Annotated in this window: 15 protein-coding genes; 9 read left to right on the forward strand and 6 right to left on the reverse strand. The window is 58.6% G+C overall.

The features are described from left to right. Positions 1–9 precede the first annotated feature (9 nt). The gene (locus tag AOA62_RS30105) at positions 10–246 is read right to left on the reverse strand and encodes a DUF3820 family protein (RefSeq protein ID WP_017139191.1); all 237 of its coding nucleotides are present in this window, start codon (positions 244–246) and stop codon (positions 10–12) included. A gap of 204 nt (positions 247–450) precedes the next feature. Between AOA62_RS30105 and AOA62_RS30110 the strand changes: the two genes are divergently transcribed. After that, positions 451–918 carry a PA2169 family four-helix-bundle protein gene (locus tag AOA62_RS30110; RefSeq protein WP_099550452.1) on the forward strand — a complete coding sequence of 156 codons (468 nt, stop codon included), beginning with the start codon at positions 451–453 and terminating at the stop codon, positions 916–918. A 148-nt stretch (positions 919–1,066) separates the two neighbouring features. Here AOA62_RS30110 and AOA62_RS30115 read toward each other — a convergent pair whose 3' ends face one another. Together AOA62_RS30115 and AOA62_RS30120 are read right to left on the reverse strand one after the other, a co-directional pair. Next, a complete protein-coding gene (locus tag AOA62_RS30115) occupies positions 1,067–1,537 on the reverse strand; it encodes a MaoC family dehydratase (RefSeq protein ID WP_003175719.1) in 471 nt (156 codons plus the stop codon). Between the two features lie 58 nt (positions 1,538–1,595). Continuing rightward, positions 1,596–2,540 (reverse strand): alpha/beta hydrolase, encoded by a 945-nt coding sequence (locus AOA62_RS30120; protein ID WP_099550453.1) that lies wholly within the window; start codon positions 2,538–2,540, stop codon positions 1,596–1,598. A 210-nt stretch (positions 2,541–2,750) separates the two neighbouring features. Between AOA62_RS30120 and fadD2 the strand changes: the two genes are divergently transcribed. Both fadD2 and fadD1 read left to right on the forward strand, forming a co-directional pair. After that, positions 2,751–4,439, forward strand: coding sequence for a long-chain-fatty-acid--CoA ligase FadD2 (gene fadD2, locus AOA62_RS30125; protein WP_099550454.1), 1,689 nt, complete (start codon positions 2,751–2,753; stop codon positions 4,437–4,439). A 383-nt stretch (positions 4,440–4,822) separates the two neighbouring features. Beyond that, entirely contained in the window at positions 4,823–6,514 is a 1,692-nt protein-coding gene (fadD1, locus tag AOA62_RS30130; RefSeq protein ID WP_099550455.1) for a long-chain-fatty-acid--CoA ligase FadD1, read from the forward strand. Positions 6,515–6,678: 164 nt separating this feature from the next. On the opposite strand, the gene AOA62_RS30135 is transcribed toward fadD1, so the two are convergent. After that, entirely contained in the window at positions 6,679–7,056 is a 378-nt protein-coding gene (locus AOA62_RS30135; protein WP_017139196.1) for a hypothetical protein, read from the reverse strand. A gap of 199 nt (positions 7,057–7,255) precedes the next feature. On the opposite strand from AOA62_RS30135, the gene AOA62_RS30140 reads away from it, so the two are divergent. The 3 genes from AOA62_RS30140 (at position 7,256) to def (ending at position 9,114) form a co-directional block, all read left to right on the forward strand. Beyond that, the gene (locus AOA62_RS30140) at positions 7,256–7,441 is read left to right on the forward strand and encodes a CsbD family protein (RefSeq protein ID WP_017139197.1); all 186 of its coding nucleotides are present in this window, start codon (positions 7,256–7,258) and stop codon (positions 7,439–7,441) included. A 179-nt stretch (positions 7,442–7,620) separates the two neighbouring features. Further along, the gene (locus AOA62_RS30145; RefSeq protein ID WP_017139198.1) at positions 7,621–8,571 is read left to right on the forward strand and encodes a YihY/virulence factor BrkB family protein; all 951 of its coding nucleotides are present in this window, start codon (positions 7,621–7,623) and stop codon (positions 8,569–8,571) included. 3 nt (positions 8,572–8,574) lie between these two features. Then, entirely contained in the window at positions 8,575–9,114 is a 540-nt protein-coding gene (gene def / locus AOA62_RS30150) for a peptide deformylase (protein ID WP_099550456.1), read from the forward strand. 166 nt (positions 9,115–9,280) lie between these two features. Here the strand turns inward: def and AOA62_RS30155 are convergent, their stop codons facing one another. Together AOA62_RS30155 and AOA62_RS30160 are read right to left on the reverse strand one after the other, a co-directional pair. Continuing rightward, positions 9,281–10,099: a class I SAM-dependent methyltransferase gene (locus tag AOA62_RS30155; RefSeq protein WP_099550457.1), complete on the reverse strand. Its 819-nt coding sequence runs from the start codon at positions 10,097–10,099 to the stop codon at positions 9,281–9,283. A gap of 59 nt (positions 10,100–10,158) precedes the next feature. Further along, positions 10,159–10,596 carry a GNAT family N-acetyltransferase gene (locus tag AOA62_RS30160; protein WP_017139201.1) on the reverse strand — a complete coding sequence of 146 codons (438 nt, stop codon included), beginning with the start codon at positions 10,594–10,596 and terminating at the stop codon, positions 10,159–10,161. Positions 10,597–10,897: 301 nt separating this feature from the next. On the opposite strand from AOA62_RS30160, the gene AOA62_RS30165 reads away from it, so the two are divergent. The 3 genes from AOA62_RS30165 to AOA62_RS30175 all read left to right on the forward strand — a co-directional run bounded on the left by AOA62_RS30165 (position 10,898) and on the right by AOA62_RS30175 (position 13,306). Beyond that, entirely contained in the window at positions 10,898–11,827 is a 930-nt protein-coding gene (locus tag AOA62_RS30165) for a fatty acid desaturase (protein ID WP_099550458.1), read from the forward strand. A 9-nt stretch (positions 11,828–11,836) separates the two neighbouring features. Beyond that, positions 11,837–12,628 (forward strand): phosphate/phosphite/phosphonate ABC transporter substrate-binding protein, encoded by a 792-nt coding sequence (locus AOA62_RS30170; RefSeq protein ID WP_099550459.1) that lies wholly within the window; start codon positions 11,837–11,839, stop codon positions 12,626–12,628. Between the two features lie 132 nt (positions 12,629–12,760). After that, positions 12,761–13,306, forward strand: a complete 546-nt coding sequence (locus AOA62_RS30175; protein WP_099550460.1) for a sigma-70 family RNA polymerase sigma factor — start codon at positions 12,761–12,763, stop codon at positions 13,304–13,306. Positions 13,307–13,392 lie beyond the last annotated feature (86 nt).

Below are 13,392 nucleotides of genomic sequence, written 5' to 3' on the forward strand. Positions count from 1 at the left end.
GGGCGCTCTTTAATGACGGGGGGCAGGTTTGCCGTGTTTTACGCGCAGCGGCTCCAGCAGTTCGGACAGGCCGTTGTGGTCGATTTCCTGCATCAAAGCGAGCAAACCGCCCAGCTCGCCGTGAGGAAAACCTTCACGGGCAAACCAGTTCAGGTAGGGGCCGGGCAGGTCGGCGATGATGCGTCCCTTGTACTTGCCGAAGGGCATTTCGCGGGTGATCAGCAATTCGAGTTTTTCGGGGTTCATGGGCTTCAAGGGTTGGCGTCGAGTCCTTGGAAAATACAGGCATTCTGCATGAAGGCCAAATGACAGATCATGCAAATAACGTACATACAGATGGTTCAATATTTTGTAAGTAGCTGATATATATCAATAAATTAATTTTTCAAAACCTGGCACGGGCGCTGCACTCATTAAGACAACCTTCTAACCTGCACAAGGAATTGAAAAATGACTGACATCAACAAAGAATCGATCTCCGTACTCAACGACCTGATCGAAACCAGCAAAGACGGCCAGAAAGGCTTCGCGACTTGTGCTGAAGACATCAAGCATCCTGAGCTCAAGGCGCTGTTCCAGAAACGCTCCGCCGATTGCGCCACTGCCGCAGCCGAGCTGCAAACCGCCGTGCGTGCCCTGGGTGGCGATCCGGAAGAATCCGGTTCGGTTGCCGGCGCTCTGCACCGTGGCTGGGTCGACGTGAAGTCGCTGGTCACCGGTAAAGATGAAGAGGCAGTACTGAACGAAGCCGAGCGCGGTGAAGACCACGCCCTGAAGGCTTACAAGGAAGCGATCGAGAAAATCAACAAGCACAACCTGCTGGGTATTCGTGACCTGGTTGAGCGTCAGTTCCACGGCGCACAACGTAACCACGACCAGGTGAAAGCCCTGCGTAACCAGGCTCGCGCTAAATCGTAAGCCCTGTGTTGTAACTGCCTAAGCTGTAACTGAATGTGGGAGCTGGCTTGCCTGCGATAGCATCACCCCGGTGTAACTGATACGCCGAGGTGTGTATCGCAGGCTAGCCAGCTCCCACATTTGCTTTGTATTGATTTTGAGATTTCTATCAGCCAATGCTGATCGGCGGCAGCTCAGTCAACGTAACAACCTGTTGCTTGCGCGGCGCAAGAATTTCAGCCTCACCGTCCACCACCAGCTCATCGCGCTGGTTGAAGACGCGCGTGGCGATGCGCACACGAAACTTGGGCAACTTCTCCAGGATCTCCAGGCGCACGGTCAAGGTGTCGCCGATTTTTACCGGCTTCTGGAAGCTCATCTGCTGGCCGATGTAGATAGTGCCCGGCCCAGGCAGCTCGCACGCTACCGCTGCACTGATCAACGCGCCGCTGAACATGCCGTGGGCGATACGCTCCTTGAACATGGTCGCCTTGGCGTACTCGGCATCCAGGTGCACCGGGTTGTGGTCGCCGGACATCGCCGCGAACAGCTGGATATCGCGCTCTTCGACGGTCTTGCTGTAGCTGGCGGTCTGGCCGACTTCGAGGGCTTCGTATGGGGTGTTGGTAACCTGGGTCATCTAAAGGTGCATCCTGTGGCTAATCGGTAATTTAATAGATTGATTTTAAAGGAAAAAGTTACTCGCAGCGCGCCGGCCTGCGTAACGTCAAGGCCTGGTCGAGCCACTTCAGAACATCCGCTGTCACGTCATCGCGGTTGGTTTCGTTGAACACTTCATGACGCGCCTGCGGGTAGATATTCAATTGCAGGTTCTGGCAACCAGCCTCACGCAGGGCATGGGCCAGGCTTTTGAGACGTTTGCCTTCACTTACCGGATCACATTCGCCGCCCATTATCATAATTGGCAGGCCCGGATCGATCTGTGCGAGGTTGGACGCTTTGCTGATTTGCTGCAAGCCGCCGAGCAAGTCGATCCACAACTGGTTGGTACAGCGAAAGCCGCACAGCGGGTCATTGATGTACTTGTCCACCTCCAGCGGGTCGCGGCTTAGCCAGTCAAACGCGGTGCGGTTGGGCTTGAATGCCTTGTTGAATGAGCCGAACGACAAAAAGTCGATCAATGCACTGCGCCCGCGCAGGCCTTGGCGTGCGCGCTCCAGTCGGGCAATGACGCCGGCGGCGCGGTAAAGCGCCACCGGCTGGTAATTCGAACCGCTGAGAATCGCCCCGTTCAGGCTCGCGCTATGGTGCAACAGGTACGCCTGGGCGATATAGCTGCCCATGCTGTGGCCCAGCAAGATGATCGGCAGGCCCGGCTGCTGCTGGCCGATGTGCTGGTTGAGGCTGGCGAGGTCGCCCACCACTTTATTCCAGCCATCCTTTTCGGCGTACAGGCCCAGCGTGCCTTCATCGGCGGTGCGGCCATGGCCACGCTGGTCCGGCGCGTACAGGCCGTAGCCGGCTGCGCACAGCGCTTCGGCCAGGCGTGCATAGCGCCCGCTGTGTTCGGCCATGCCGTGGGACAGCATGATCATGGCCTTGGCGGGCCCGTCCGGCAGCCATTGATTGACGTACAGGCGGCTGCGGTCATTCGCGGTCAGCCAGAAGGTGCTGTGATTCATAGCGCTTCCTTTGCTCAGGGTCGTTGCAGTGTATAGCTCATCTGGCCGGGGCTGGTGTATCTGCCTACACGTTAGGGGCAAGATTCATACAATAAATGACACAGTTGCGCGTATTTGCCTGTTTGGCCATAGCTGCTAACGTCCCCAAAGCTCCGCTTTTTATACCAATGAGAAAGCGGCCGGACACACTCAGGTACGAGGACAAGAATAATGCAACCTGATTTCTGGAATGACAAACGCGCGGCGGGCGTTCCCAATGATATCGACCTCACTACCTACAAATCGGTGATCGAAGTCTTTGAACGCTCCTGCAAGGCCTTTGCCGACCGTCCGGCGTTCAGCAACATGGGCATCACCCTGACCTACGCCGAGCTTGAGCGCCAGAGTGCCGCGTTCGCCGGCTACCTGAAAAACCACACCGACCTCAAGCCTGGCGAGCGCATCGCGGTGCAGATGCCCAACGTGCTGCATTACCCGATTGCGGTGTTCGGCGCGCTGCGCGCCGGGTTGATCGTGGTCAACACCAACCCGCTGTACACCCCGCGTGAGATGCGCCACCAGTTCAAGGATGCCGGCGTGCGCGCGCTGGTCTATCTCAACCTGTTCGGTTCGCGGGTGCAGGACGTGTGCACCGACACCGAGATCGACTACCTGATCGAAGCCAGGATGGGCGACCTCATGCCCGCCGCCAAAGGATGGCTGGTCAACACCGTGGTCGACAAGGTCAAGAAAATGGTCCCGGCCTACAGCCTGCCACGTGCGGTGTCGTTCAAGCGCGCCTTGCGCATGGGCGCGGGCCAGGCGGTGGTTCGCCACCCGGTGACGCTGGATGATATCGCCGTGCTGCAATACACCGGCGGCACCACCGGCCTGGCCAAGGGCGCGATGCTCACCCACGGCAACCTGGTGGCGAATATGCAGCAGGCGCGGGCGTGCATGTCCCAGGTCACCGATGACGGCCAGCCGCTGGTGAAAGAAGGGCAGGAGGTGATGATTGCGCCGCTGCCGCTGTACCACATCTATGCTTTTACCGCGAACTGCATGTGCATGATGGTGACCGGCAACCACAACGTGCTGATCACCAACCCGCGTGACATCGGCGGGTTTATCAAGGAGCTGAAAAAGTGGCGGTTCTCCTGCTTGCTCGGGTTGAACACGCTGTTCGTGGCGCTCATGGATCACCCCGACTTCAAGACCCTGGATTTCTCCCATCTCAAGATCACCAATTCGGGTGGCACTGCGCTGGTCAAGGCCACCGCCGAGCGCTGGAAGGCACTCACCGGTTGCTCCATCGGCGAAGGTTACGGCCTCACCGAAACCTCGCCGGTGGCCAGCACCAACCCCTACGGCAGCCAGTCGCGGCTGGGCACCGTGGGCATTCCGGTGCCGGGCACGGCGATGAAAGTGATTGATGATGAAGGCCGCGAGCTGCCCCTGGGCGAGCGCGGCGAGCTGTGCATCAAAGGCCCGCAGGTGATGAAGGGTTACTGGCAGCAACCCGTGGCCACCGCCGAGACCCTGGACGCCGAAGGTTGGCTCAAAACCGGTGATATTGCGGTGATCGACACCGATGGTTTTGTCAGCATCGTCGATCGCAAGAAAGACCTGATCATCGTCTCGGGCTTCAATGTGTACCCCAACGAGATCGAAGACGTGGTGATGGCGCATCCAGCAGTGGCCAACTGCGCGGTGATCGGCGTACCGGACGAACGCACCGGCGAGGCGGTGAAGCTGTTTGTGGTGGCGCGCGCCCAAGGTGTGAGCGTTGATGAGTTGAAGGCGTACTGCAAGACCAACTTCACCGGGTACAAGGTGCCCAAGCACATTGTGTTGCGTGAGTCGTTGCCGATGACGCCGGTGGGCAAGATTTTGCGCAGGGAGCTGCGCGACATCGCCTGATGTGAAATGCAATAAAAAATGTGGGAGCTGGCTTGCCTGCGATAGCCATGTATCAGTCACCCGATTTATCGACTGATTCACCGCTATCGCAGGCAAGCCAGCTCCCACATTGCTGTTTATCGCTCCGTAAAGCCCATTCCAGAGCGATTTCCTGGCTTATAGAATCTTTGCTCTAAAAATGACCATTAGATATTCTTGAGTCATGTTTATGACTGTAGGGCCTTCTTTTGGCTCTAGGCGGCCCTTGGCAAAGCTGCTACTCTCGGCGCGCTTTGTGACTTCTCGGCCTGCTTGAAAGCGCCAGATTCACCTAAAAAAACATACACCAATAATAATCGCATCAAATGCGATGATGAATTCGCGTCGCTGAGGAGTGGGCTTCCATGAACGAAGACTTTTGGAAGGATAAGTACCCCGCCGGGATTGCTGCAGACATCAATCCAGACGAGTATCAGAATATTCAGGCGGTACTGAAACAGTCCTGCCAGCGCTTCGCCGACAAACCGGCTTTCAGCAACCTGGGCAAGACCATCACCTACGGTGAACTCTACGAATTGTCCGGCGCCTTCGCCGCCTACCTGCAACAGCATACCGATTTGAAGCCCGGCGATCGAATCGCCGTGCAACTGCCCAACGTCCTGCAATACCCGGTGGCCGTGTTCGGTGCCATCCGTGCCGGGCTGATCGTGGTCAACACCAACCCGCTGTACACCGCGCGGGAAATGGAACACCAATTCAATGATTCTGGGGCCAAGGCCCTGGTCTGCCTGGCAAACATGGCGCACCTGGCTGAAAAAGTCGTGCCCAAGACTGCCGTCAAGCACGTGATCGTCACCGAAGTCGCTGACTTGCTGTCGCCGTTCAAGCGCCTGCTGATCAACAGCGTCATCAAGTACGTGAAGAAAATGGTCCCGGCCTATCACTTGCCCAATGCGATCAAGTTCAACGACGTGCTGGCCAAGGGGCACGGCCAACCGGTTAACGACGCCAGCCCGGCCAGCGGCGATGTGGCCGTGCTGCAATACACCGGTGGCACCACCGGCGTGGCCAAGGGCGCGATGCTCACCCACCGCAACCTTGTCGCCAACATGTTGCAGTGCAAGGCGCTGATGGGCTCCAACCTCAACGAAGGCTGCGAGATCCTGATCACGCCGCTGCCGCTGTACCACATCTATGCGTTCACCTTTCATTGCATGGCGATGATGCTGATCGGCAACCACAACATCCTGATCAGCAACCCGCGCGACCTGCCGGCGATGGTCAAGGAACTGTCGAAGTGGAAGTTCAGCGGCTTTGTCGGCTTGAACACGCTGTTCGTGGCGCTGTGCAATAACGAGGCGTTCCGCAAGCTGGACTTCTCCGCACTCAAAGTGACCTTGTCGGGCGGCATGGCCCTGCAACTGGCTGCGGCTGAGCGCTGGAAAGCCGTGACCGGCTGTGGCATCTGTGAAGGTTACGGCATGACCGAAACCAGCCCGGTGGCCACCGTCAACCCGATCCAGCATATCCAGATCGGCACCATCGGCATTCCGGTGCCTTCCACGCTGTGCAAAGTCATCGCCGACGACGGCACCGAGTTGGCGCTGGGCGAAACCGGCGAGCTGTGTGTGAAAGGCCCGCAGGTGATGAAGGGCTACTGGTTGCGCGACGACTCCACCGCCGAAATGCTCGACAGTGAAGGCTGGTTGAAGACCGGTGACATCGCGATCATCCAGCAAGACGGCTACATCCGCATTGTCGACCGCAAGAAAGACATGATTCTGGTCTCCGGTTTCAACGTCTACCCCAACGAACTGGAAGACGTGCTGACAAGCCTGCCGGGCGTGCTGCAATGTGCGGCCATCGGTGTGCCGGATGAAAAATCCGGTGAGCACATCAAGATCTTTATCGTGGTCAAGCCAGGCGCGACCCTGACCAAGGACCAGGTCATGGAACACATGCGCGCCAACGTCACCGGCTACAAGGTGCCCAGGGCCGTGGAGTTCCGTGATGCATTGCCGACTACCAACGTGGGCAAGATCCTGCGCCGTGAGTTGCGCGATGAAGAGCTGAAGAAGCTGGGTCTTAAAAAGTAACCCATAAAAAACCCCGCTGATGCGGGGTTTTTTTTGGCCCGAACTGGAATGCAGTCCAATGTGGGAGCTGGCTTGCCTGCGATAGCGGTGGATCAGCTAGCCCAACTGTGACGGGTATACCGCCATCGCAGGCAAGCCAGCTCCCACATGTTTTAATCGAGTTGTTACAAGGCGAACTGCGCGAAGCCCACGCCAGCACCTGCCGGGCGCACATCCTTCAAGAACGAATCCTTATCCGCGCTCAGCTCCAGGGTAATCTCCGGCTTGCGCTTGCCCGCGTTGCGCACCACCAACCCTTCGATGTGTTCGCGCAGGAACGCCGTCGGCACTTTCAGGTGCAGCAACTGGTCAGTCTCGGCGTTGTGCATCAACAAGTGAACCCACTCGTACTGGCCCACACCAATGCGCACCAGCGGCAGGTCGAACCACCAGATGTTGCGTTTGCTGTCCAGGTCGGTGAAGTGGCAGTTGTTGACGCCGAGTACGGCACCGCCCAGTTCCTGGTTTCTGCGGGCGATGGCCTGTGCTTTATTGAGTTTCATAACCTTCCTACGGGATCTGTTATTCAGCGTTATAGCCTGAATGTGCCGGGCATTCTCGTGGGTTGGCGGCAAAACATAAAGCCAAACCTGTTCGCTGCGATGAAATGCGCGCTGAAAATAATTGAAACTCTGCCGAACGGCCTCGGGTCAATCTTTAGGTAATGACCAAAACCCTTGATTGTTCTTTCGGAGAAATACCATGAGCAGCACATCGGATAAGGCAAAAGGTTTGAAAGATGAACTTGTCGGCAACATCAAGCAAGGTGTCGGCAAAGTCACCGGCAATGACAAGCTGCACGCTGAAGGCGTTTTGCAGGAGAAGAAAGGTCAGGTAGAAAAAGCCGTCGGCGACACCAAAGATGCGGTAAAAAAAGCCGTCAAGTAACACTGAATCGCCGGCTGGATTCATCCAGCCCGACGGCCATCTACGGATGGCCGTTTTTATGTGAAGCGTGCAACTAAAGTTTGGAAATTGTTTCAAAGTCGCCAAATGGGCTACTTTGATGTAGAAAACGGCCCCTGAGTCGCCCACGACCTCACCCTTTTGCGGCGAAAGGAGACGCTATGATTTTTCCGGTACTAGACGGCCTCAAGCTCCACAAAGTGCTGCTGCGCACCGTCAAGGAATTCGTCGATGACGAAATGCCCACCTACGCCTCGGCACTGGCCTACCAGATGCTGTTCTCGCTGTTTCCCTTCCTGCTGTTCCTCATTGCCCTGATCGGCTTCCTGCACCTGCCGGACTTTTTTACCTGGCTGCGCATGCAGTCGGAACTGGTGTTGCCGCCCCAGGCGCTGGAGCAGGTCAACCCGGTGATCGACCAGTTGCAGCAGTCCAAGGGCGGTTTGCTCTCGGTGGGTATCGTGATCGCGCTGTGGACCGCCTCGGCCGGCGTGCGCCTGATGATGAGCGCGATGAACGCCGCCTATGACGTGGTCGAAGGCCGGCCGATCTGGAAGCGCTTCCCGCTGTCGATTTTCTACACCGTCGGCATCGCCGGCATGTTGCTCGCTGCTGCCGCACTGATGGTGCTCGGCCCGCAAGTGATGGAATGGCTCGCCGGGCAGATCGGCATGCAGGAATTCGTGGTCACCTTATGGACCATCCTGCGCTGGCCCTTGATCGTGATTCTGCTGATGTTCGCCGTGGCCCTCATGTACTACGTGATGCCCGATGTTGAGCAAAAATTCCGCTTTATCACCCCAGGCTCAGTGCTGGCCGTGGTGGTGTGGATCATTGCCTCGCTGGGCTTTGGTTATTACGTCAAAACCTTTGCTGACTACAACGCGATGTATGGCAGTATCGGTGCGATCATCGTCCTGCTTCTGTACTTCTATATTTCCGCCGCTGTGTTGTTGCTAGGCGCGGAGATGAATGCCGTGATCGAGCACATGTCGGCCGAAGGCAAGGACCCAGGTGAAAAGGAATTCGATGAAGACAGCCACACGAATGAAAAACAGCACGTCTCAGGCCTGGGCCGGGACCACTCCAAGCCCACTACCGATGAAGTCTGATCGATGATCCGTGAAATCCTGAAAATGGGCGACGAGCGCCTGCTGCGCATCGCGCCACCGGTTCCGCCGGAAATGTTCGACAGCCCTGAGCTGTGGCAGTTGATTGATGACATGTTCCAGACCATGGAACACGTCGGCGGTGTCGGCCTGGCCGCGCCGCAGATTGGTGTGGACCTGCAGCTTGTTATCTTTGGTTTCGAGGCCAGCGAACGCTACCCGGATGCGCCGCCGGTGCCGCAGACCATCCTGATCAACCCGCTGATCACGCCGCTCAGCCCGGTGCTCGAAGAAGGTTACGAAGGTTGCCTGTCGGTGCCCGGCCTGCGTGGCGCGGTGGATCGTTACCAGCAGATTCGCTACGAGGGTTTCGATCCCAAGGGCGAGCCGATCGTGCGCGTTGCCGACGGCTTCCATGCACGGGTGGTGCAGCATGAATGCGATCACCTGATCGGCCGGCTGTATCCCTCGCGGATTACCAACTTCAGCAAGTTCGGGTTTATCGAAGTGATGTTCCCGGATATGGATCCAAACGCTGACGAGTAACCCTTAGGAACGCTCATATCTAAATGTCGGAGCGCGCTTATGTGGGAGCTGGCTTGCCTGCGATAGCATCGCCTCGGTGACACTGATAAACCGAGGTGCCTGCATCGCAGGCAAGCCAGCTCCCACACAAGCCAGCTCCCACATTTGGAATGCATTCCAAACAGAGTTATCGGGCGGGTTTAACGAACCGCAACGTCATCCGATCCGACTCGCCAATCGCGACATACCTGGCCTTATCCTGCTCCCCATACCGCAACGACGGCGGCAATGTCCACACGCCGCCCGGGTAGTCCTTGGTGTCCTTGGGGTTGGCATTCACCTCGCTCTGCCCGGCCAGCTTGAACCCGGCGTCCGTCGCCAGCTTCACCACTTGCGCCGTGGTCAGGTAGCCGCTGTCCTTGATCGCTTCCAGGTCCGCGCCGTCTTTGGCCCGGTGATCTTCCACGCCCAGCACACCGCCTGGTTTGAGCACGGTGTAGAACGCGCTGAAGGTCGCTGGCGCGGTGCCTGCGTCTACCCAGTTATGCACATTGCGAAAGGTCAGCACGGCGTCCACCGAAGCTGGTTTGCCGAGCACCGGGGCCTTGGGGTTGAACTCGACGACTTCGGCCTTGGCATAGCGCGCAGGGTCGGCGGCGAATTTGTTTTTCAGGTTCTGTTCGGACGTCGCAGCATAAGCACTGCTGCTGGCAGCTTGCACGGCGGCGATGTAATGCCCGTGGTCCTTGAGCAGCGGCGCGAGAATTTCGCTGAACCAACCGCCACCCGGGGTGATTTCGATCACGCTCTGTGTGGCGCTCAGGCCGAAGAACTCCAGGGTTTGCTGCGGGTGGCGGTAACCGTCACGCGCGCTATTGGCCGGGTCGCGCCAACTGCCGGCCAGCACGCTGGCGTATTGCTCGGCGGTAATCGGCGCATTCGCTGCCTGGCTTAAAGCCGGAGCGAGGAGGGCGGTAAGAGACAGCGCTGCAAGCGTGGTTTTCATGATCATCCTGTAAGGGGCCACTGTGCTGTCGAGGCTAGCACGGGCCTTGCACGGGCCGATCACACATTATCCGCAGTGGACCTCACTAAAAGGTCTAAGCCCATGGCGATCATTGGCTTGTTGCGTTTGTAGCGCGCCAGGCGCTCACCCAGCGATTGGGGCAGGGTGGTTTCCTGGGTGAAACCCATACGTTGATAGAGCCCTTCCAGCTGCGGATGACACAGCAACCACACCGTGCCTTCCACATCGGCCACTGCCGCAGCAATCAACCGCGCCGCGAGCCCGTGGCCGCGATAGGCCGGGTCAACAAACACGCCGGTCAGCCATTGCCCTCCCACCACAGGCGTAAGGCACAACCCGGCGACAATCTCGCTGTCACGCGCCACCCACAAGCGGCCGCCCTTGAGGGCCTTCATCGGCGAATTATGGCGGCGGTAAAACTTGTTCAGCAGCGGCCACAGTGGCTCTGCCAGCAGTTGGATGTGCAGTTCGGGCATGGTGTTTGAGCAACGTAATCAAGGGCCGCCGATTATAAGCGCCTTCTGCCGGGCAATAGGTGGTATACCCAGTGTTACATCCCCTTCACGTGGAGCATGCATCATGGCCAAAGGTATGGATTCAAAGAAAGCCGCGAAGAAAAAGCCGGCAAAGACCGCCGATGAAAAACGCGCCGACAAAAAAGCCAAAAAGACTGAAACCGGCCTGTTCGGTCACTGAGTTACAAGCTTAGAACCAAACGATCTGCAAGATTTTTGCGCCTCACTGCACAGAGCAGGAAACACCTGCTCTGAGCTACCGATGGCCAACTACCTTGATCTGACCCAACGCCGGGAAATCGAAGCCCTGGCACGCAGTTTTACCGCAGTCACCGAATGGCCGACCTGGCTGTTGCTGATCGGCGTATATACCGGCTGGTTCGCCGTGATCCTCGCCAGCCACTGGCTGGGCCTGTGGCTGAGCACGGTGTTGCTGATCCCGTTGGTGACACTCTGGCTGTCGGTGCAACACGAATTGCTGCATGGCCATCCCACCCGTTCGCCCCTGATCAACAAACTGCTCGGCTACGCGCCGTTTGCCGTGTGGTATCCCTACACGCTGTACCGCGACAGTCACCTGTTGCACCACAACGATAAAGACCTGACCCTGCCGGGCATCGACCCGGAAAGCCGCTACCTCAATCAACACCAGTGGGATAACAGCTCGTTGCTCAAGCGCGGCGTTCACTGGCTGACCAAAACCCTACTGGGGCGTTTCCTGCTGGCATCGCCGCTGGCCATCGCCCGATTGGCGCGTCATCAACTCCGATGCCTGCCCCAGGTGTGGCCAATGTGGCTGGCCCACGGCGGCGTGACAATCCTGATGCTCAGCTTTATCGCCCACTCCAGCGCCATCCCGGTATGGCATTACTTGCTGCTGGTGACCGCGCCAGCCTTGTCCCTGGCGTCGATCCGTTCCTACTATGAACACCGCCCACACCCGCAGCCGGAACAGCGTACGGTGCTCAACGAAGCGTCATGGCCGTGGACCTGGCTGTTCCTCAATAACAACCTGCACCTGGTGCACCACGACTTGCCCAAGTTGCCCTGGTATCTGCTGCCCACGGTCTACCGGGCGCGACGTGAACAATGGGTCGTGCGCAGTGGCGGCTTTCTGGTGCAGGGTTATGGCCAGTTGATCAGCCGCCACGGCCTCAAGGCCATCGACAGCCCAAGGCACCCTTTTGCGTGAGAGACGACCATGAGTGACCACTACGCCGAGCTGCTGATGTACGTCGCGCCCGCAGCAGTGCTACAGGCCAACCAAGCGTGGCTGGCGCGTATTTTTGAGCGCCTGAACCTGACGCGCCGTAACGCTGACCACCTCGACCTGCACGGCCTGTGGCTCGCGCCCGAGCTGCTGGTGACGCAAACCTGTGGCTACCCGCTGATGACCCAGTTGCGCGGCAAAGTGCGCGTGATCGGCCGCCCGCGCTATGAGCTGGCACACAGCAGCCAGGGCGAACATTGCAGCCTGCTGCTGACCCGCGAGGACAACCCGCTTAACGAACTGGCGGACTTCTACGACAGTCGCGGCGTGATCAACGGCCACGACTCCAACAGCGGCATGAACCTGCTGCGCGAACGCCTTGCACCGCTGCAACGCGACGGCCGTTTCTTCGCCAGCGTCGGCATCAGCGGCGCCCACCGCGAAAGCCTGCGCTGGCTGCGCGAAGGCCGCGCCGACCTTGCCGCCATCGACAGCGTGACCTACGACTACCTCGCCCGTTTCGCCCCCGAAGAAGTGGCGGGGCTGCGCACCGTCACCCGCAGCGCGCCGAGCCCGACCTTGCCCTTTATCGGCCCGCTGCACTTGAGCGATGAGCAAGCGGCGCACATTCGTGAGGTGATGAATCAGGCGTTGCAGGATTTACCGCACGTGGTCGCAACCCTGGGCATCCAGGCAGTTCTGCCTGCCAGCGAAGACGACTATCAAGTCCTGCTGAACTATCAACAAGCCGCCGCCACTGCCGGCTACCCGCACCTACGCTGATCGACGCTGATCGTGCGAACAATCGGTTATATAAGAATGCATTTTAAATATTATTAAAGAATAAGCGGCCTTGCTAGGATCGCTCCACCGGAACACCGGACATAACGCGCAACCTTCTCAGATGGAGCCACTATGTCCGGCGCCGACACTTCTCACAGCGATTACGTGGGCGGATTGTTCCGCAGTCATTACGACTGGCTGTGCAGCCGTTTGCACCGCCACCTCGATTCCCGCGCACACGCCGAAGACATCGCCGCCGACACCTTCGTCCAACTGCTGAGTTCGCCCGGCGTGCTGCCGATTCGTCAGCCCCGCGCCTTGCTCACCACCATCGCTCAGCGTTTGATGTACCAACTGTGGCGTCGCCGTGACCTGGAACGCGCTTATCTCGGCGCCCTGGACAACGACGAAACCTGCAACGCACCGTCGCCTGAAGACCTCGCGCAAATGCTCGAAGCCCTGCAGGCCATCGACCAATTGCTCGACGGCTTGCCGGCCAAGGTCAGGGCGACCTTTTTACTTTCGCAGCTCAATGGCCTGACGTATCCCGAGATCGCCGCCAAATTGGGGATTTCCCAACGCTCGGTCAGCGGCTACATGGCCCGCGCCCTCAACCGTTGCCTGCGCCAGACGCCCGGCCAGCCATACAGCTACACGCGGCTCAGTTATGACTTTTAAACAACTTGAGTGGCACACCGATCCAGTGTGGGAGCTGGCTTGCCTGCGATAGCGATGTTGAAGCCACCATCGCCATCGCAGGCAAG

Origin of the sequence: Pseudomonas sp. 2995-3 (genome assembly GCF_002742565.1) — a bacterium.
Taxonomy (GTDB): Bacteria; Pseudomonadota; Gammaproteobacteria; order Pseudomonadales; family Pseudomonadaceae; genus Aquipseudomonas; species Aquipseudomonas edaphica.